This window comes from Cupriavidus consociatus (genome assembly GCF_017814975.1).
Classification (GTDB): Bacteria; Pseudomonadota; Gammaproteobacteria; order Burkholderiales; family Burkholderiaceae; genus Cupriavidus; species Cupriavidus consociatus.
The window spans coordinates 156,872-177,200 of record NZ_JAGIQA010000005.1; the positions used below are offsets into that span (position 1 = coordinate 156,872).

Sequence of the window (20,329 nt, forward strand, 5' to 3'; positions counted from 1 at the left end):
GGACAGCATCATGACAGGAACAGCTTGTACACCGGATTGTCGGTTTCGTCCCAGTGTACGTAGCCCAGCGTCGAAAGGAACGCGCGGAAGGCGCGCTTTTCGTTCTTCGGCACCTGGATGCCGACCAGGATGTTGGAGGTGTCCGCCCCCTGGTTGCGGTAGTGGAACAGGCTGATGTTCCAGTTCGGGCTCATGCTCGACAGGAACTTCATCAGCGCGCCCGGGCGCTCCGGGAATTCGAAGCGGTACAGCAGTTCGTCATGCGCCAGCGCCGAGCGGCCGCCCACCATGTAGCGGATGTGCTGCTTGGCCAGTTCGTCGTTGGACAGGTCGAGCGTGTCGAAGCCATGCTTGCGGAAGCTGGCCGCGATCTTGTCGTTCTCGGCGCGGCTGGCGATCTGCACGCCGACAAAGATATGCGCCATGCTGGTGTCGGCGATACGGTAGTTGAACTCGGTCACGCTGCGCGTGCCGACCAGCTCGCAGAAACGCTTGAAGCTGCCGCGCTCTTCGGGGATGGTCACGGCGAACACGCCTTCGCGCGCCTCGCCCACCTCGGCGCGCTCGGCGACGAAGCGCAGGCGGTCGAAGTTCATGTTGGCGCCGCACGCGATCGCGACCAGGTGCTGGCCCTTGAGCTTCTCGCGTTCGGCATATGCCTTCAGGCCGGCCACCGCCAGCGCGCCGGCCGGCTCCAGGATGCTGCGCGTGTCCTGGAATACATCCTTCACGCCGGCGCAGATGGCATCGGTGTCGACCAGGATGATGTCGTCGACCAGCTCGCGCGTGATGCGGAAGGTCTCCTTGCCGACCAGCTTGACCGCGGTGCCGTCCGAGAACAGGCCCACTTCCTTCAGCTCGACGCGCTTGCCGGCATCGACCGAGCGCTTCATCGCATCCGAGTCCACGGTCTGCACGCCGATCACCTTGATCTCCGGACGCACCGCCTTGATGTACGCGGCGACGCCCGAGATCAGCCCGCCACCGCCGATGGCGACGAACACGGCATGGATCGGGCCCGGGTGCTGGCGCAGGATTTCCATGGCGATGGTGCCCTGGCCCGCGATCACTTCGGGGTCGTCGAACGGGTGGATGAAGGTCAGCTTGTGCTTCTTCTCCAGCTCGGCGGCGTGGTGGTAGGCATCGCTGTAGGACTCGCCGTGCAGCTCGACCTGGACCCACTGGCCGCCGCGCTCGCGCACCGCGTCGATCTTTACCTGCGGCGTGGTCACCGGCATCGCGATGATGGCCTTGCACTGCAGCCGGGCCGCGGACAGCGCCACGCCCTGGGCATGGTTGCCGGCCGAGGCCGCAACCACGCCGCGCCTGAGTTCCTCCGCCGACAGCGAGGCCATCTTGTTGTACGCGCCGCGCAGCTTGAACGAGAACACCGGCTGGGTGTCTTCTCGCTTGAACCAGACCGAGTTGCCGGTGCGCGCCGACAACTGGTGCGCATAGGTCAGTTCGGTTTCCTGCGCCACGTCGTAGACCTTGGCGGTCAGGATTTTCTTCAGGTAATCGGGGCGGGCGGCGGACGAGCGGGTCATGGTGTCAGGGCAGGGGCCGCGGGGGCGGCGCAAAAAAACCGGAAATTCTGGCGGAAACCGCCAATGATAAAGGATGGCGGCGCCGCGCACCCCACCGGGGCGGCCCATCCGTCGCCCGCCAGAACTTGCGCGGGATGAAAGTGGGTGTGCCTTGAAGTGGTGGGGAGTGCACTGGCGACGGGGCTTGGAACGATGCGCCGGGGCTGGCCCCGGACTTGCGTCGGCTGACGATTGCGCTGCCGCCGTGTAGGACTGCGCCCGGTGGACGCCGGTCAAAACGACGTGTTACGGTGTAACGCGATGCCTCAGCTACCGCTTATCGAACCCAATACCGCCCTGTTTCTCGACTTCGACGGCACGCTGGCCGACCTCGCGCCGCGGCCCGAACTGGTGCAGGTAGAATCTGAACTGGTCGGCACGCTGCGAACGCTGTACCAGCGGCTGGACGGAGCGCTCGCCGTCATCTCCGGCAGGCCGATCCTCGAGCTGGACCACTTCCTGCAGCCCTTGCAACTGCCTGCGGCCGGGATACACGGCGCCGAATTCCGCACCGATGGCGGCATGGTGTCCAAGACACCAGCGCCCGCCCTCGAGCCCCTGATCCCACACCTTGAAGCGCTGGTGCACGCCTATCCGGCGTTGCGGCTGGAGCGCAAGTCCGTTGCCGTTGCCATCCACTACCGCCAGGCCCCCGAGCTGGCCGGCCTCGTCGATGCCGCGGTCACTGACGTATTGCGCCACGCCGTCGGGCTGGAAGCGCTGCCCGGCAAGATGGTGGTAGAGATCAAGCCCGCCGGTGTCGACAAGGGCGATGCCATCGCCGCCTTCATGAAATCGGCGCCGTTCTGCGACCGCACGCCGCTGTTTGCCGGCGACGACATGACCGACGAGCCCGGCTTTGCCGCCGTGCGCAAGCTCGGCGGGCTGGGCGTGCTGGTGGGCCGGCGCGAGACCGTGGCCGGCATCTGCGTGGAAGGGCCCGCTGCGCTGCGCAGCTGGCTGCATCGGTCGGCACGGGCGCTGGATCAATTCGCGCGCGCCGCCGGCCAGCCCGGCGCCGCGCCGCACGAGGCCGAGCCAGGCCGCGAAGGCGCACCGCGCCACAACCCGCATCCGACAGCATCCTGAGGGAGGTATTGCTGTGACCAATACGAGCAGCCCCAGCGAGCTGGGCAAGCCGCCGAGCGAAGGCGTGAACAAGACCGTGGACGGCAGCAGCCGGTATGCCGAGCCGTCGCTGTCGCTGGGCATGATCGGCAATTGCGCGATCTCCGCGCTGGTGGACGGCCGCGGGCGCATCGTCTGGTCGTGCCTGCCGCGCTTTGACGGCGACCCGGTCTTCAACGCGCTGCTGGACACCAGCGAGAACGCGGGCCAGTTCTCTATCGAGATCGAGGATTTCCACAGTGCCAGGCAGTGGTACGAACCCAATACCGCAGTGCTGCGCACGCGGCTGACCGACATCCATGGCAACTGTCTGGAGATCACCGACTTCGCGCCGCGCTTCTTCCGGCTGGGCCGTTATTTCCGTCCGACCACGCTGATCCGGCGCATCCGCCCCGTGCGCGGCGCGCCGCGCGTGCGGGTGGTGGTGGCGCCGCGCTTCGAATGGGGTCGCAAGGCGCCGGAGATCACGCGCGGCAGCAGCCACGTGCGCTACATCGGTGAATCCATGACGCTGCGCATGACCACCGATGCGCCGCTGGCCTACGTGCTGTCGCACACGCCCTTCCTGGTCACGCGCGGGCACAACTTCATCCTGGGCCCCGACGAGACCCTGGCGCATGGCGTGGAAGAGATCGCGCGCGATTTCGAGCAGGAAACCACCGCCTACTGGCGCCTGTGGAGCCGCCGGCTGGCGGTGCCGCGCGAATGGCAGGACGCGGTGATCCGCGCCGCCATCACGCTGAAGATGTCGCTGTACGAAGAGACCGGCGCCATTGTCGCGGCGATGACCACCAGCATTCCCGAGGCGCCGGGCAGCGGCCGCAACTGGGACTACCGCTTCTGCTGGCTGCGCGATGCGTTTTTCGTGGTGCGCGCGCTCAACAGCCTGTCCGAGGTCGGCACCATGGAAGACTACCTGCGCTGGCTCTCCAACGTGGTGATGCAGTCGCAGGACGGGCATATCCAGCCGCTGTACGGCATCGGCCTGGAACGCGAGCTGCCCGAAAGCATGCTCGACCACCTGTCCGGCTACCGCGGCATGGGGCCGGTGCGGGTGGGCAACCAGGCGCAGGAACACTTCCAGCATGATGTCTACGGCAACGTGGTGCTGGGCGCGGCGCAGGCCTTCCATGACCACCGGCTGCTGCACCGCGGCGGCCCCGCCGAGTTCCACCGGCTGGAGGAGGTGGGCGAGCAGGCGGTGAAAGTCTTCGGCACGCCCGACGCCGGCATGTGGGAGTTGCGCACGCGCGCCCGCGTGCACACCTCGTCGGCGCTGATGAGCTGGGCCGCGTGCGACCGGCTGGCCAAGGTCGCCGAAAAGCTGCAGATCCCGACGCGCGCGGCGTACTGGCATGACCATGCCAACCGCATGAAGGAACAGATCCTGGCCGAGTCGTGGAGCGAATCGCGCCAGGCCTTTGCCGAAAGCTTCGGCGGGCGCGAGCTCGACGCCAGCGTGCTGCTGATGGCCGAGGTCAACTTCATCGATCCGCGCGATCCGCGCTTTATCGCCACGGTGAAGGCGCTGGAGACTTCGCTGTGCGACGGGCCGTATATGCGCCGCTACGAGGCGCCCGACGATTTCGGCAAGCCCGAGACCGCGTTCAATATCTGCACTTTCTGGCGCATCGACGCACTGGCGCGCATCGGCCGGCGCGAAGCGGCGCGCGAGATCTTCGAAGCGATGCTCGCCGCACGCAATCCGCTCGGCTTGCTGTCCGAGGACACCCATCCCGTGACCGGCGAGATGTGGGGCAATTTCCCGCAGACCTACTCGATGGTCGGACTGATCAATGGCGCGATGCGGTTGTCGGCGCCGTGGGACACGGTGATCTGATCCTAGCACCCGCGCTCCCGGCATCCCGCACGACAAGAACAAAGGAATCCAGAAAACAACATATGCCAAGACTTGTAGCGGTATCCAACCGTGTCGCAGATCCGCGCAACGTGGCCGCCGGCGGCCTCGCCGTGGCGCTTTCCGAAGCCTTGCGCCAGACCGGCGGGATGTGGTTTGGCTGGAGCGGCAAGGCGCTGGACTCCGCCCAGGGCGGCACCCCCGGCGAAGGCGAACTGCACCTGCAGCAGGCCGGCAATGTGACGCTGGCCACGGTGGACCTGAGCCGCGAAGACCACGACGCGTATTACCTTGGCTACAGCAACGGCGTGTTGTGGCCGGTGTTCCACTACCGGCTCGACCTCGCCGACTTCGATTCCAACTTCCTCAACGGCTACCGCCGGGTAAACCAGCTGTTTGCGCGCAAGCTGGCGCCGCTGCTCAAGCCCGACGACGTCATCTGGATCCACGACTACCACCTGATCCCGCTGGCGTCCGAGTTGCGCGCGATCGGCTGCGGCCAGAAGATCGGCTTCTTCCTGCACGTGCCGCTGCCGCCGCCGCTGATCCTGGCAGCCATTCCGCAGCATGAGTGGTTGATGCGCGCTCTGTTTGCGTACGACCTGCTCGGCTTCCAGAGCCACGCCGACGTGGAGCACTTTTCGCGCTACGTGCAGGCCGAAGCCCAGGCCGAGCCGATGGGCGAGCACCGCTACCGCGCCTTCCATCGCACGGTGCGGGCGCAGGCGTTCCCGATCGGGATCGACGTGGATGAGTTCATCACACTCGGCCGCGGCGAGGAAGCGCAGGAAACCTTCGAGATGATGTGCGCCCAGTACGCGCGCCGGCGGCTGCTGCTTGGCATCGACCGGCTCGATTACTCCAAGGGCCTGCCGCAGCGGCTGAAAGCGTTCTACCGGCTGCTGGCGGAGTATCCGGAAAACCGGATGAGCGCCACGCTGGTGCAGATCGCCGCGCCGTCGCGCGAGTCGGTCGATGCCTATGTGGACCTGCGCAGCGCGATGGAGCAGTTGACTGGGGCGATCAATGGCGAGTTCGGCGAGCTGGACTGGATGCCGGTGCGGTATATCCATCGCACTACCGCGCGCAAGCGGCTGCCCGGGCTGTGCCGCGCGAGTCGCGTCGCATTGGTGACGCCGCTGCGAGACGGGATGAACCTCGTGGCCAAGGAGTTTATTGCTGCGCAGGATCCGGAAGATCCGGGGGTGCTGGTGTTGTCGCGCTTTGCCGGGGCGGCCGAGCAGTTGAAGGAAGCGCTGCTGGTGAATCCCTACGATACCCGTGCGACTGCGCAGGCGATCCAGCAGGCGTTGCATATGCCGCTGGCCGAGCGCCAGTCGCGGCACCAGAAGCTGCTGGAACGGATCCGGGCGCAGGATGTGCACTGGTGGAGCAGTGAATTTCTGCGCGCGTTGTCTGAGACTGAGGGCGGGTGAGGTTTTTCTTCTGCTTGCCCGCCAGTCGGGGAGTGGGGACTATGAGTGAAGATCTGGCATCGCAAACTTGCACGCCGTGCCGCGGCGGGGTGCCGCCGTTGACGCCTGACGAGGCTGAGGCGTTATTGCCGCAGGCACCGGGATGGGATTTGGTGGATGGGGCTACGCGGTTGGAGAGGCGGTTTGCTTTTCCCAATTTTGCCGAGGCGCTGGCGTTTGTTGCTCGCGTTGGTCAGCTGGCGGAAGAGCAGGGGCATCATCCGGAGATCAGTTTTGGGTGGGGGCATGCCACGGTTTCCTGGCGGACCAAGAAGATCAAAGGGCTGCATCGGAATGATTTCATTATGGCGGTGAAGACGGGGGAATTGGTGGGGTAGAGTTTGTTGCCGCAGGCACAGACACAGACACAGGCACAGACACAGAGGCAAAAAAACTCACCCCATATCCCCCGGCGTATCAATATCCCTAAACGCCCCCTCATCCTCAGTCAATATCCGCGTCACCGGCTTCCCCTGAAGAAAACCCCGCGCCCCTTCATCCCCATCGAGCTTCAGCAGATCGTCCCGCCAGGCGGCACCAAAGCCCACGGGATGCCCGCGCTGGCCATCGCGCCATGGCGCGGCAATCGTTTCAGGGGTGGTGATCGTCAGCGCCACCGCCCGTACCAGTTCCAACGGCAGCCAAGGCATATCGGCAAGCGCAACCACCCATCCCCGCGCATCAGGCGTCGCCGCCACCGCCGCGCGCAGCGCGGCCCCCATGCCCTGCTCGGCGTCGGCCGATTCGAGCACACGGCACCCCCCGCGCCTGAGCTCTTCCGCCAGCGCGGGATTTCCCGGCCGGATCACCGCAATCGAATCCGGCAACGCCGCCGCCAACGTACGCGCACTGCGCCAGGCAACCGTGCGCCCACCGGGCAACACTTCAAGCAGCTTGTTCCGCGTGCCGGAAGCATCGAACCGTCGGCCAAAACCCGCTGCGAGCAAAATCCCGGTAGGCAGGTCGGTGCGAAGCAAGGGAGCATTGGGGGCGGCAGTCATGGCGGGCACTCGGCTATCACGCGTCAGGTCGACGGACCAGGGGAAACATCGCAGCTGCTGCCGGTGCTGGCCGCCATCTCGCGCGCGGCCTTGGCGCCTTCCACCTGCAGGATGTCCGGCAGCGACACATGGTTCTTGGCCGCGACCACTTCGGCCAGAATCGAGATGGCGATTTCCGGCGGCGTACGACTGCCAATATAGATGCCAACCGGCCCATGCAGCCGTGCCAGCTGCAGTTCGGTCAGATCGAATTCCTTCAGCCGCTCGCGCCGCGTCTGGTTGTTGCGGCGAGAGCCCAGCGCGCCCACATAGAAGGCGCTGGTGCGCAGCGCTTCCATCAGCGCCAGGTCATCCAGCTTGGGATCGTGCGTCAGCGCGATCACTGCGCAGCGCTCGTCCAGCTTCATGTCCATCACGGTGTCGTCCGGCATGGTGCGCACCATGGTCACGCCGGGGATGTCCCAGGTTTCCGTGTATTCCTCGCGCGGATCGCACACGGTGACCTGGAAGCCCAGCCCGACGGCGATCTGGCACAGGTACTTGGACAATTGTCCCGCGCCGATCACCAGCATGCGGTAGCGTGGGCCGTGGATGGTCAGAAGCGTCTTGCCGTCGAAGACCAGCCCGTCGGTGGCACTGGCCGGCCCGAGCGTGGCCACGCCCGTAGCCATGTCAAGCGTACGTGCGACCAGCCGGCCGTTTTCCACGGCGTCGAGCAATTCGGCAATGCCGCTGGCCGGCTTGAGCGGCTCGGTGACCAGTTCGATGGTGCCGCCACACGGCAGCCCGAAGCGGTGGGCTTCTTCCGCGCTGATGCCGTATTTGATGGCCTCGGGCTGGTCCGACGTGATGCCTTGCCGGCGCACGCGGTCGATGATGTCGTCTTCGATGCAGCCGCCCGAGACCGAGCCGACCACCAGGCCATCATCACGCACCGCCAGCATCGCGCCCTCAGGGCGGGGCGACGAGCCCCAGGTGCGCACTACCGTGACCAGCAGCACGCGATGGCCCTGCTGCTGCCAGTGCACGCTGTTCTTCAGGACTTCGAGATCCACGCTGTCCATGATCGTTTCCGCTTCGGTTCCTCTGTCTGTTCATTCTCGCCAGCGGCTGCGGCGGGGGCGCCCTCGGCCGCTGGCGCTTCTTGTGTGGTGTCCGGTGTGACCGCCTCAGTGAAGCGCGCAAAGAAGGTATCCGCCAGCTTGCGCGCCGCGGCGTCCACCAGCCGCGAGCCGATCTGTGCGATCTTGCCCCCCACATGGGCGTCGACGGTGTACGTCAGCACGGTCTCGTCGCCGTCGGGCTCCAGCTTGACGCGGGCCGTACCCTTGCCGAATCCGGCCGCGCCACCCTGGCCGTCGAAGCGGATGGTGTAGCTGTCCGGGGCCTGGATGTCTTCCAGCGCCATGCGGCCCTTGAAGCGCGCCTTGACCGGGCCCACCGCGGCCGTCATGGCCACCTGGTAGGCGTTGTCGCCGTCGGGCTCGATACTCTCACATCCCGGGATGCATTGCTTGAGCAGCGCGGTATCGTTGAGCGCTTCCCATGCCACCTGCTGCGGAATCGGCAGGCGCTGGCTCTGGTTCATTTCCATGGCGGGGCTTCCTTTCTTGGTGGGTTGGGGGCGCCGGCCCGCGCGGGGCCGCCCTGGTCGGACAGCAGCGATTCGAGCGCCAGCAGGCTGTCCAGGTTATGCGCGGGACGCAAGGCGTCGACATGCGGCAGGATCGCCTGCACGCCGCGCGCCTGCGGCGTGAATCCAGGGTAGCGCAGCAGCGGGTTGAGCCAGACGATGCGGTGCGCAAAGCGGCGCAAGCGAGCCATTTCGTCGCCGAGCAGGTCGATATGCTCGTGGTCGAGGCCGTCGGTGACCAGCAGCACGGTGGCGCGCCCGGACAGCGTGCGGCGCGCCCAGTGGCGGTTGAAGTTCGCCAGCGCGGCGCCGATGCGGGTGCCGCCGGCCCAGTCGCGCACCTGGCCTGCGATCATGGTGACGGCTTCGTCGGGGTCGCGTTCGCGCAGCGAGCGGGTGATGTTGGTCAGCCGGGTGCCGAACAGGAACACCGACAGCCGCTCGCGCGACTGCATCAGCGCATGGCAGAAGTACAGCACCGCGCGCGAGTACTGGCTCATCGAGCCGGAGATGTCGAGCAGCAGCACCAGCGGCGGCTTGCGCTCGGCGTGCTTGCGGAATTTCCAGCGCAGCCATTCTCCGTGCTGTCGCACCGCCAGGCGCGCGCTGGCGCGCAGGTCGGCGTGCGTGCCGCAGGTGGCGGCGCGCAGCCTGCGCGTGCGCTGCAGTGCAAGGTGCGTGCGCCGGGTGCGTACCAGGTGCTGCAGCGCACGCCATTCCTGCGCGGTCAGGGTTTCGAAGTCGCGCTGCGCCAGGCGTTCCTGGTCGGAGAAGGTCAGCGGCACGTGGATGCGTTCCGCCTCGGCCTGCGCCGGGCGCGATGGCATTTCCGGCTGGCGCGCGGCCAGCGCGTCGGCGAGCCGGTTGCTGCGCCTGGGCGGCGGCGCCCCCGCGTCGACGCGCGGCAGCAGCAGCGCGCGCAGCTTGCCTTCCCAGTCGGGGTCGCGCCAGAACAGGTCGAAGGCGGCGTCGAACAGCGGCCGCTGGTCGGGGCCGGACAGCACCAGCGCCGCCAGCGCGGCGCGCACGTCGTCGCGCCGGCCGATGTCGACCAGGCGCAGCGCGGTCAGTGCATCGACAGCGTGCGCCGGCGACAGGGCGAAGCCGCCGTCGCGCAGCAGCCGCATGAAATGGGTGACGTTGCGCGCCAGCACCGGCAGTCCTGCTTGCGGACCGCCGCTGCGCACCGCGGCGTGCAGCATGGGCACGGTTCAGCCTCCCGGCGCGGCGCCTGCCAGCAGTTCCGCCACGGTGGGGCCGTCGACGCGCGCCAGGTCGTCCTGGTACTTGAGCAGCACGCCGAGCGTGTCGCGCACCGATTGCGGGTCGAGTTCGGTCACGCCCAGCGCCGCCAGCGCGCGGCACCAGTCGATGGCTTCGGCGATGCCGGGCGCCTTGAACAGGTCGATGCCGCGCAGCCGGTGCACGAAGTCGATTGCCTGCGCCTGCAGCGCGGCGGCAGCCTCGGTCGCGCGCGCGGCGACGATCTGCAGTTCGCGGTCGCGCTCGGGATAGCCCACCCACTGGTACAGGCAACGGCGCTTGAGCGCGTCGTGGACCTCGCGTGTGCGGTTGGAGGTGATCACGATCAGCGGGGGCCGCTCCGCGCGGATCACGCCGATTTCGGGAATCGAAACCTGGAATTCGGACAGCACCTCAAGCAGAAAGGCCTCGAACGGTTCGTCGGCGCGGTCGATCTCGTCGATCAGCAGCACGCGCGGCACGCCCGGTGCGGCGGGGTCGGGCAGCAGCGACTCCAGCAGCGGGCGCTTGAGCAGGTAGTCGTCGTGGTACAGCGATTGCGCCTCGGGCCGCTCGCCGCGGGCTTCGGCCAGGCGCAGCGCCATGATCTGGCGCGGATAGTCCCATTCATACAGCGCGCTCGCGGCATCGAGTCCTTCATAGCACTGCAGCCGCAGCAGCCGCGTGCCGAGCACGCCTGCCATCGCCTGCGCCAGCGCGGTCTTGCCGACGCCGGGCTCGCCTTCGAGGAACAGCGGGCGCTGCATGCGCAGGGCAAGGTAGAGCACCGTGGCGGTCTCGCGGTCGGCGAAGTATTGCTGGTGTTCGAGCTGTACAAGGGTGTGGTCGATGGAGGTGGGGAGCATGGGGCGATCTTGTTTGCCGACGCAACCAAACGCGCCGTCGGTTTGCACCCCTCTCCCGCGTTGCGGGAGAGGGGAGGCCACAATGCGAGAGGCGAAGCGCCATCAGCCCTTCAACGCCGCCTCCACCGCCCTTGCCGCCAGCACCGGAATCAGATGCGCCCGGTACTCCGCCGACGCATGCAGGTCGGTATTCAGCTGCCCCGCATCGACCTTCACGCCACGCGCCGCCTGCGCGCTGAAGTCGGCCGACAACGCCTGCTCCAGCGGCTGGCACCGGAACACGCTGTCGGCAGCTCCGGTGACCGCCACGCGCACCGTATTCCCGGAGCGCGCCACCATCACCCCCACCAGCGCAAAGCGCGATGCAGGATTGCGGAACTTCACATATGCCGCCTGATCCGGGATCGGGAAGCGCACCGCGGTGATCAGTTCGTCCGGCTCCAGCGCGGTCTCATACAGACCCTTGAAAAAATCATCCGCCGCGATGCTGCGCCGGTCGGTGACCACCGTAGCGCCCAACCCCAGCACCGCTGCCGGATAGCAGGCCGCCGGATCATCATTCGCCAGCGCGCCCCCGATGGTTCCCATCGCGCGCACCTGGCGGTCGCCGATGCCGCCGGCCAGCGCCGCCAGCGCCGGGATGCGCTGGCGCACCTCGGCGTTCTCGGCCACGTCGGCATGGCGCGTGGCGGCGCCGATGACGATCTCCTTGCCATCGACGCGGATCGCGGCCATGCCGGGAATGCGCGTCACGTCGACCAGCGTGGAAGGCGATGCCAGCCGCAGCTTCATCGCCGCCAGCAGGCTCTGGCCGCCGCCGAGGAACTTGGCGTCGGGATCGGCCTTGAGCCTGGTTACCGCCGCCTTGGCATCCGCGGCGCGTTCAAAGTTGAATGCGTACATGTCGGTTTCCTTTGCGGTGCGGGTCAGGGGCGCGCGGCCTGGATCGCCTGCCACACACGATGCGGCGTGGCGGGCATCTGCATGTCCTTCACGCCCAGCGGCGACAGCGCATCGACCAGCGCGTTGATGAACGCCGGCGGCGAGCCGATCGCGCCGGCCTCGCCGCAGCCCTTCACGCCCAGCGGGTTGTGCGTGCACGGTGTGCCGCTGGCGGTCTCGACGGTGAAGTCGGGCAGGTCGCCGGCGCGCGGCATGGCGTAATCCATGTAGGAACCGGTCAACAGCTGGCCGCTGTCCTCGTCGTACACACACTGCTCCAGCATTGCCTGGCCCAGCCCCTGGCCGATGCCGCCATGCACCTGGCCTTCGACGATCATCGGGTTGATGATGTTGCCGAAGTCGTCCACCGCGGTGAACTTGACCACCTGCGACTCGCCCGTGTCGGGATCGACTTCGACCTCGCACACATAGGCGCCCGACGGGTAGGTGAAGTTGGCCGGGTCGTAGAACGCGTTTTCGTTGAGGCCCGGCTCCAGCTTGTCGAGCGGGTAGTTGTGCGGCACGTAGGCGCTCAGCGCGACCTCGCCGAAGGTCTTGGTCCGGTCCGTGCCCGCCACGCGGAACACGCCGTTGCTGAACTCGATGTCGTTGTCCGACGCCTCCAGCAGGTGCGCGGCGATCTTCTTGGCCTTGGCCTCGATCTTGTCGAGCGCCTTGACGATGGCAGAGCCGCCCACCGCCAGCGAGCGCGAGCCGTAGGTGCCCATGCCGAACGGCACGCGCCCGGTATCGCCGTGCACGATCTCGACCTGGTCGAGCTGCAGCCCGAGGCGGTCGGCCACCACTTGCGCGAAGGTGGTCTCGTGCCCCTGGCCGTGGCTGTGCGAGCCGGTGAAGACCGTCACGGTGCCGGTCGGGTGCACGCGGATCTCGCCGACTTCGAACAGGCCAGCGCGCGCGCCGAGCGCGCCGGCGATGTTCGACGGTGCCAGCCCGCACGCTTCGATGTAGCAGGAATAACCGAGGCCACGCAGCTTGCCACGCTGCTTCGCTTCATCGCGCCGTGCCGGGAAGCCCTTGACGTCGGCCAGTTCCTGCGCGCGCGCCAGGCAGGGCTCGTAATCGCCGGTATCGTAAGTCAGCCCCACCGGGGTGGCGTATGGGAACTGGCGGATGAAATTCTTGCGGCGCAGTTCGGCCGGATCCGTCTTCAGCTCGCGCGCAGCGGTTTCGACCAGCCTTTCGACCACGAAGGTCGCCTCGGGCCGTCCGGCGCCGCGGTAGGCATCGACCGGCGCGGTGTTGGTGAACACCGCCTTGACCTCCGCATAGATCGCCGGCGTGGAGTACTGGCCGGCCAGCAGCGTCGCGTACAGGATGGTCGGCACGCTGCTGGCGAAGGTCGACAGGTACGCGCCCATGTTGGCGACCGTATGCACGCGCATCGCCAGGAACTTGCCGTCGGCATCGAGCGCCAGCTCGGCCTTGGTCACGTGGTCGCGGCCGTGCGCGTCGGTCAGGAAGGACTCGCTACGGTCGGCGGTCCACTTGACCGGGCGGCCGACCTTCTTCGAGGCCCACGTCAGCGCCACGTCTTCCGGATACAGGAAGATCTTGGAACCGAAGCCGCCGCCCACGTCGGGCGCGATGATGCGCAGCCGCGATTCCGGCAGCCCCAGCACGAACGCGCCCATCAGCAGGCGTTCGACGTGCGGGTTCTGGTTGGCGACGTAGACGGTGTAGCTGTCGTCCTGGCGCGTATAGCTGGCGTTGACCGCGCGCGGCTCGATCGCGTTGGGGATGAGCCGGTTGTTGACGATCTCCAGCGTGGTCACGTGCGCGGCCTTGGCAAAGGCGGCGTCGGTGGCGGCCTTGTCGCCGTGGCCCCAGGTGTAGCAGGTGTTGGCCGGCACGTCGTCGTGCACCAGCGTCGACGCCGACGCGGCATCGGCGGCGCGGACCACGGCGGGCAGCTCTTCGTAGTCGACGTCGATCTTCTCGGCGGCGTCACGCGCCTGTTGCAGCGTCTCGGCGATCACCAGTGCCACCTGGTCGCCCACATGGCGCACCTTGCCCTGTGCGATCACCGGGTGCGGGGGCTCTTTCATCGGCGTGCCGTCAATGCTGTGGATCAGCCAGCCACAGGGCAGGCCGCCCACCTTGTCGGCGGCGAGGTCGTCGCCGGTCAGCACGGCGATCACGCCGGGCGCGGCCAGCGCCGCGGTCTTGTCGATCGAACGGATGCGCGCGTGCGCATACGGCGAGCGCAGGAAATACGCGTAGCTTTGCTGCGGCAGCACGATGTCATCGGTGTACTGGCCATTGCCGGTCAGGTAGCGGTAGTCTTCCTTGCGCTTGACGGGGGCGCCGACCAGGCGTTGATTCTCGGGTGCGTTCATGGCCGGTCCCCTTATTCAGCGCTGGCGGTGGTGCCCTGCATGGCCGCCTGGCCCTGCTGCACCGCACGCACGATGTTGTGGTAGCCCGTGCAGCGGCACAGGTTGCCTTCCAGGTGGGCGCGGATGGTGGCGGCGTCGGCGTTGGGATACTGCTGGACCAGCGCGGTCGCGCTCATCACCATGCCTGGCGTGCAGAAGCCGCATTGCAGCCCGTGGCATTCGCGGAAGGCTTCCTGCATCGGGTGCAGGCCGTTGCCAATCCTGTCGCCAGCCAGCCCTTCGATGGTGGTTACGGTGGCGCCGTCCGCCTGCAGCGCCAGGATGTTGCACGACTTGACCGCCCGGCCATCCAGGTGGACCGTGCAGGCGCCGCACTGCGCGGTGTCGCAGCCGACGTGGGTGCCGGTCAGGCGCAGCTGTTCGCGCAGGAACTGGACCAGAAGGGTATTGGGTTCTACCTGCGCGTCAACGGGCTTGCCGTTGACCGTCAGGCGGATCGGAATCGCCATGCTTGTCTCCATGTGGGGTGGACGCGCATGACCAATTCCCAGATCCCGAAAGCAACTGCGCGGGACTGGCCACGACGCGGTACTGCCGCTTAAGACGGCTATAGGACGGCTAATTCGTGATATTGGTGCTGCCGCTGCAACTGCTCCAGGTGCGCCAGCGAACGCTGCGGCCGGCGCATTGGCACGGCCGGCGAACGTTTGGCCGCGACAGGCTCTAACAGTTAATCACAAATCCCTGACAGGTGCCATGAGGTTTGCCCGCCCCAACCGGGGTAGGGCGCCCTCGGCGGGGCCGCTGCTAGAATGGCCCGGCCCCCCCGCCTGCCCCGACATGGAAGCCTTCTTCGACTGGCTGTTTCAAACCGTCGCCTTGCCCAAGGTAGGCCTGCCCGCGATCTTCGTGGTCAGCCTGGTGTCGGCCACGCTGCTGCCGCTGGGCTCGGAGCCGGCCGTATTCGGCTACATCAAGCTCAATCCCGAGATGTTCTGGCCGGCGATCCTGGTGGCCACCGCCGGCAATACCGTGGGCGGAGCGATCGACTGGTGGCTGGGCTATGCGGCCAAGCTGGCGCTGGTGCGCTACCACCTGCGGCGCCGGGCGCGCGAGCACGAGCTGGAGCACGAACAGCACCGCGAGCACGCACGCAAGCCGCCCAAGCCCAAGCTCGACGCCAGGTATTTCCGCTGGATGCGCCGGCTGGGGCCGCCCACGCTGCTGCTCTCGTGGTTGCCGGGAATCGGTGATCCTTTGTGCACGCTGGCCGGCTGGCTGCGGCTGTCGTTCTGGCCCAGCCTGGCCTGGATGGCCGTCGGCAAGTTTCTGCGCTACCTGGCAATGACTGCCAGCCTGCTATGGATTCCAGACAGCTTCTGGCAGAACATTGCGCAAACGTTCAAGTCCTTCTTCTGAAGAAAGTGCTTCACGGGGCATATGCCGCGTGACGTCATCATCGCCGGGCCACGCCTAATCCCTTGTTCCGACAAGGATTCCGCTTTGTTGCGGTGCGGCGAAACCGGGCCTTGCAGTACAATCGCCCTTTAATGAACGATTCGCGCACTGTCCCCGTGCGCAGCAGGAAGCGGTCCCCCAATGAACGCCCCACTCGTGCTCGACGCCAAGCTCGCCGCGCAGGACGCCCCGCCGCGCCTGCGTGAAATTCCCTATAACTACACGTCCTTCTCGGACCGCGAGATTGTCATCCGCCTGCTGGGCGAAGAGGCCTGGCGCATCCTGGACGAGCTTCGCAGCGAGCGCCGCACCGGCCGCTCGGCCCGCATGCTTTACGAGGTGCTGGGCGATATCTGGGTGGTTCGCCGCAATCCCTACCTGCAGGACGACCTGCTGGAAAATCCCAAGCGCCGCCAGATGCTGGTCAGCGCGCTGCACCACCGCCTGAACGAGATCGAGAAGCGCCGCGCCGCCGACCGTGCCGAGCACGCCGAGCCCGCGGCCGAGGACCGCTCGCACCGCGTGGAGCAGCTGGTCGCCTTCGCCAAGCAGGCGATCGAGGACTTCAAGAACGAATTCGCCGCCGCCTACGACCTGCGCAAGCGCGCGCAGCGCGTGCTGGGCCGCGTCACGCAGAAGGACAACATCAAGTTCGATGGGCTGTCGCGCGTGTCGCACGTGACCGACGCCACCGACTGGCGCGTGGAATACCCCTTCGTGGTGCTGACGCCGGATACCGAGGAAGAGATCGCCGGCCTGGTCAAGGGCTGCTTCGAACTCGGCCTGACCATCATCCCGCGCGGGGGCGGCACCGGCTACACCGGCGGCGCCGTGCCGCTGACGCCGATGAGCGCGGTGATCAATACCGAGAAGCTGGAACAGCTGGGGCCGGTCGAGCAGACCGACCTGCCCGGCGTGTCGCACAAGGTGGCGACCATCTTCTCCGGCGCCGGCGTGGTGACGCGCCGCGTCGCCGATGCCGCCGATCGCGCTGGCCTGGTGTTCGCGGTCGATCCGACTTCGATCGACGCTTCATGCATCGGCGGCAACGTCGCCATGAACGCCGGCGGCAAGAAGGCCGTGCTGTGGGGCACCGCGCTCGACAACCTGGCCTGGTGGCGCATGGTGGACCCGGAGGGCAACTGGCTGGAAATCACCCGGCTGGACCACAACCTGGGCAAGATCCACGACGTGCCGGTGGCCACCTTCGAGCTGAAGTGGTCGGACGGCAATCGCGCCCCGGGCGAGAAGGTGCTGCGCACCGAGACGCTCGCCATCGAAGGCCGCAAGTTCCGCAAGGAAGGCCTGGGCAAGGACGTCACCGACAAGTTCCTGGCCGGCCTGCCCGGCGTGCAGAAGGAAGGCTGCGACGGCATCATCACCAGCGCGCGCTGGATCCTGCACCGCATGCCGAAGTTCATCCGCACCGTGTGCCTGGAGTTCTTCGGCCAGGCGCGCGACGCCATCCCCAGCATCGTCGAGATCAAGGATTTCCTCGATGCGGAAACCAAAAAGCCCGGCGGCGCCATCCTCGCCGGCCTGGAGCACCTGGACGAGCGCTATCTGCGTGCGGTCGGCTACGCCACCAAGAGCAAGCGCAACGCCTTCCCGAAGATGGTGCTGATCGGCGATATCGTCGGCGACGATGAAGACGCCGTGGCGCGCGCCACCTCGGAAGTGATCCGCATGGCCAACGGCAAGAGTGGCGAAGGCTTTATCGCCGTCAGCCCCGAGGCCCGCAAGAAGTTCTGGCTCGACCGCTCGCGCACCGCGGCGATCGCGAAGCACACCAACGCCTTCAAGATCAACGAAGACGTGGTGATCCCGCTCAACCGCATGGGCGAGTACACCGACGGCATCGAGCGCATCAATATCGAGCTGTCGATCAAGAGCAAGCTGCAGCTGGTCGACGCGCTGGAAGCGTTCTTCGCGCGCGGCAACCTGCCGCTGGGCCGCAGCGACGACGCCAACGAAATCCCCAGCGCCGAGCTGCTGGAAGACCGCGTTCAGCACGCGCTGACGCTGCTGCGCGAGATCCGCGCGCGCTGGCGCTACCTGCAAGACCACTTGGATACGCCGCTGGCGCAGGCCAAGGCCTCGCTGATCGGGCACGGGCTGGGGCTGCTCGGCCAGGAATTCGAAGCGCGGCTGCATCAGCAGCCGGACGCCAGCGTGTTCCACCTGCTGCAGGACCGCACCATCCGCGTGTCGTGGAAGAACGAGATCCGCGCCGAGCTGCGCAAGATCTTCAATGGCGGCGAATTCAAGCCGATCCTGGACGAGGCCCAGAAGATCCACAAACAGGTGCTGCGCGGCCGGGTCTTCGTCGCGCTGCACATGCACGCCGGCGACGGCAACGTGCACACCAATATCCCGGTCAACTCCGACGACTACGACATGCTGCAGGACGCGCACCGCGCGGTGGCCCGCATCATGGACCTGGCGCGTTCGCTGGACGGGGTGATCTCGGGCGAGCACGGCATCGGCATCACCAAGCTTGAGTTCCTGACCGAGGAAGAGATCGGCGACTTCCGCGCCTACAAGCAGAAGGTCGACCCGCAGGGCCGCTTCAACAAGGGCAAGCTGTTGCCTGGCGCCGACCTGCGCAATGCCTACACGCCGTCGTTCGGCCTGATGGGGCATGAGTCGCTGATCATGCAGCAGAGCGACATCGGCGCCATTGCCGAAAGCGTCAAGGACTGCCTGCGCTGCGGCAAGTGCAAGCCGGTGTGCGCCACGCACGTGCCGCGCGCCAACCTGCTGTACAGCCCGCGCAACAAGATCCTTGCGACCTCGCTGCTGGTCGAGGCCTTCCTGTACGAAGAGCAGACCCGCCGCGGCATCTCGGTCAAGCACTGGGACGAGTTTTCCGACGTGGCTGACCACTGCACGGTGTGCCACAAGTGTGTGACGCCGTGCCCGGTCAAGATCGACTTCGGCGACGTCTCGATGAACATGCGCAACCTGCTGCGCAAGATGGGGCAGAAGAAGTTCAACCCCGGCACAGCGGCGTCGATGTTCTTCCTCAATGCGACCAACCCCGAGACCATCAACCTGACCCGCAAGGTCATGATCGACTGGGGCTACAAGGCGCAGCGCCTGGGCAACGAGGTGCTGAAGAAGCTGGCGAAGAAGCAGACCGCGCATCCGCCCGCGACGGTGGGCAAGCCGCCGGTGCGCGAGCAGGTGATCCACTTCATCAACAAGAAGATGCCGGGCAACCTGCCCAAGAAGACCGCGCGCGCGCTGCTCGACATCGAAGACAACGAGATCGTGCCGATCATCCGCGACCCGAAGGCGACCACGCCGGAATCGGAGGCGGTGTTCTACTTCCCGGGCTGCGGCTCGGAGCGGCTGTTCTCGCAGGTCGGGCTGGCCACGCAGGCGATGCTGTGGCACGTCGGCGTGCAGACCGTGCTGCCGCCGGGCTACCTGTGCTGCGGCTATCCGCAGCGCGGCAGCGGCCAGTACGACAAGGCCGAGAAGATCGTCACCGACAACCGCGTGCTGTTCCACCGCGTGGCCAACACGCTGAACTACCTCGACATCAAGACCGTGGTGGTCAGCTGCGGCACCTGCTACGACCAGCTTGCCGGGTATGAATTCGAGAAGATCTTCCCGGGCTGCCGCATCATCGACATCCACGAGTACCTGCTGGAGAAGGGCGTCAAGCTGGAAGGCGTGACCGGTACGCGCTACATGTACCACGATCCTTGCCACACGCCGATCAAGACCATGGATCCGACCAAGCTGGTCAACGACCTGATGGGCGGCAACCCCGGGCTGGGCAAGATCGAGAAGAACGAGCGCTGCTGCGGCGAGTCGGGCACGCTGGCGGTGACGCGTCCTGACATTTCGACGCAGGTCCGCTTCCGCAAGGAAGAGGAAATGACCAAGGGCGCCGACAAGCTGCGTGCCGACGGCTTTACCGGCGACGTCAAGATCCTGACCAGCTGCCCGTCGTGCCTGCAGGGCCTGTCGCGCTACAAGGAAGATGCGTCGGTGCAGGCGGATTACATCGTGATCGAGATGGCCAGGCATCTGCTTGGGGAGAACTGGATGCCGGAGTATGTGGCCAAGGCCAATGCGGGCGGCATCGAGCGGGTGCTGGTGTAGGTCCTACGCTGCCCGCGGGTTTGCTCCCCTCTCCCGAGCGCGGGAGAGGTGCCGGGGGAGAGGGCCGGCGTATCGCATGGCGACGTCGCTCACTTCGTGGCGGCTCCCGCCCTCTCCCCCAACCCCTCTCCCGCAGGCGGGAGAGGGAGACCACACTCAGCAAGAAAGGTACGCACCACGATGCCCCGCACCCCCAACTGCCCCCTCTGCGAAACCGACGGCGGCGAACTGGTCTGGATGGGCGACCGCGCCCGCCTGCTCCTGGTCGAGCATGACCGCTTTCCCGGTTTCTGCCGCATCGTCTGGAACGACCACGTGGCCGAGCTCACCGACCTGGACGAGGCCGACCAGGCCTGGCTGATGCGGCTGGTGGCGCGCGTGGAGCGCGTGGTGCGCGAGGTGATGGCGCCCGACAAGGTCAACCTGGCCGCGTTCGGCAACATGGTGCCGCACCTGCACTGGCACATCATCCCGCGCTACTGCTGGGACACGCATTTCCCCGAGGCGATCTGGGCGGCGCCGCAGCGCGCGGCGGACAGCGTGCGCGTGCAGGAGCTGGCTAGCCGGCTGCCGGCGCTGCGTACGGCACTTTCGCTGATCGAAGCCGACGACGCCTGAAGCCGGGCGCGGAACCCGCGCCGGCCGGCAACCGTCTGAATGCTGT

General features: G+C 67.0%; 16 protein-coding genes. 7 read left to right on the forward strand and 9 right to left on the reverse strand.

Annotation, left to right across the window (positions count from 1 at the left end):
• Positions 1 to 8: 8 nt before the first annotated feature.
• Positions 9 to 1,547, reverse strand: coding sequence for a threonine ammonia-lyase, biosynthetic (gene ilvA, locus J8I82_RS09120; RefSeq protein ID WP_209756506.1), 1,539 nt, complete (start codon positions 1,545 to 1,547; stop codon positions 9 to 11).
• Positions 1,548 to 1,847: 300 nt separating this feature from the next.
• Between ilvA and otsB the strand changes: the two genes are divergently transcribed.
• The 4 genes from otsB (at position 1,848) to J8I82_RS09140 (ending at position 6,385) form a co-directional block, all read left to right on the forward strand.
• On the forward strand, positions 1,848 to 2,675 hold the full coding sequence (gene otsB, locus J8I82_RS09125; RefSeq protein WP_209756508.1) for a trehalose-phosphatase: 828 nt from the start codon (positions 1,848 to 1,850) through the stop codon (positions 2,673 to 2,675).
• Positions 2,676 to 2,688: 13 nt separating this feature from the next.
• Entirely contained in the window at positions 2,689 to 4,554 is a 1,866-nt protein-coding gene (locus tag J8I82_RS09130) for a glycoside hydrolase family 15 protein (RefSeq protein ID WP_209756510.1), read from the forward strand.
• A 62-nt stretch (positions 4,555 to 4,616) separates the two neighbouring features.
• Positions 4,617 to 6,008 (forward strand): alpha,alpha-trehalose-phosphate synthase (UDP-forming), encoded by a 1,392-nt coding sequence (gene otsA / locus J8I82_RS09135; protein WP_209756512.1) that lies wholly within the window; start codon positions 4,617 to 4,619, stop codon positions 6,006 to 6,008.
• A 41-nt stretch (positions 6,009 to 6,049) separates the two neighbouring features.
• The gene (locus tag J8I82_RS09140; RefSeq protein WP_209756514.1) at positions 6,050 to 6,385 is read left to right on the forward strand and encodes a 4a-hydroxytetrahydrobiopterin dehydratase; all 336 of its coding nucleotides are present in this window, start codon (positions 6,050 to 6,052) and stop codon (positions 6,383 to 6,385) included.
• 57 nt (positions 6,386 to 6,442) lie between these two features.
• Here the strand turns inward: J8I82_RS09140 and J8I82_RS09145 are convergent, their stop codons facing one another.
• From J8I82_RS09145 to J8I82_RS09180, 8 genes are all read right to left on the reverse strand, one after another.
• Complete coding sequence (locus J8I82_RS09145; RefSeq protein WP_209756516.1) at positions 6,443 to 7,048, reverse strand: nucleotidyltransferase family protein; 606 nt, start codon at positions 7,046 to 7,048, stop codon at positions 6,443 to 6,445.
• A gap of 23 nt (positions 7,049 to 7,071) precedes the next feature.
• Complete coding sequence (locus J8I82_RS09150; protein ID WP_209756518.1) at positions 7,072 to 8,112, reverse strand: XdhC family protein; 1,041 nt, start codon at positions 8,110 to 8,112, stop codon at positions 7,072 to 7,074.
• Positions 8,085 to 8,642 (reverse strand): SRPBCC family protein, encoded by a 558-nt coding sequence (locus tag J8I82_RS09155; protein ID WP_209756520.1) that lies wholly within the window; start codon positions 8,640 to 8,642, stop codon positions 8,085 to 8,087. Before J8I82_RS09155 ends, J8I82_RS09150 begins: the two co-directional genes overlap by 28 nt.
• On the reverse strand, positions 8,633 to 9,883 hold the full coding sequence (locus J8I82_RS09160) for a vWA domain-containing protein (protein WP_209756828.1): 1,251 nt from the start codon (positions 9,881 to 9,883) through the stop codon (positions 8,633 to 8,635). The genes J8I82_RS09155 and J8I82_RS09160 overlap by 10 nt, the downstream gene beginning before the upstream one ends.
• Positions 9,884 to 9,892: 9 nt before the next feature.
• Entirely contained in the window at positions 9,893 to 10,789 is an 897-nt protein-coding gene (locus J8I82_RS09165; RefSeq protein ID WP_209756522.1) for an AAA family ATPase, read from the reverse strand.
• Positions 10,790 to 10,891: 102 nt separating this feature from the next.
• Positions 10,892 to 11,692: an FAD binding domain-containing protein gene (locus J8I82_RS09170; protein ID WP_209756524.1), complete on the reverse strand. Its 801-nt coding sequence runs from the start codon at positions 11,690 to 11,692 to the stop codon at positions 10,892 to 10,894.
• Between the two features lie 23 nt (positions 11,693 to 11,715).
• A complete protein-coding gene (locus J8I82_RS09175) occupies positions 11,716 to 14,091 on the reverse strand; it encodes a xanthine dehydrogenase family protein molybdopterin-binding subunit (RefSeq protein ID WP_209756526.1) in 2,376 nt (791 codons plus the stop codon).
• Positions 14,092 to 14,102: 11 nt separating this feature from the next.
• Positions 14,103 to 14,600, reverse strand: coding sequence for a (2Fe-2S)-binding protein (locus J8I82_RS09180; protein ID WP_209756528.1), 498 nt, complete (start codon positions 14,598 to 14,600; stop codon positions 14,103 to 14,105).
• Positions 14,601 to 14,931: 331 nt separating this feature from the next.
• Between J8I82_RS09180 and J8I82_RS09185 the strand changes: the two genes are divergently transcribed.
• From J8I82_RS09185 to J8I82_RS09195, 3 genes are all read left to right on the forward strand, one after another.
• Positions 14,932 to 15,510, forward strand: coding sequence for a YqaA family protein (locus J8I82_RS09185; protein WP_209756530.1), 579 nt, complete (start codon positions 14,932 to 14,934; stop codon positions 15,508 to 15,510).
• 180 nt (positions 15,511 to 15,690) lie between these two features.
• Entirely contained in the window at positions 15,691 to 19,665 is a 3,975-nt protein-coding gene (locus tag J8I82_RS09190; protein WP_209756533.1) for a DUF3683 domain-containing protein, read from the forward strand.
• Between the two features lie 180 nt (positions 19,666 to 19,845).
• The gene (locus tag J8I82_RS09195; protein WP_209756535.1) at positions 19,846 to 20,283 is read left to right on the forward strand and encodes an HIT family protein; all 438 of its coding nucleotides are present in this window, start codon (positions 19,846 to 19,848) and stop codon (positions 20,281 to 20,283) included.
• Positions 20,284 to 20,329 lie beyond the last annotated feature (46 nt).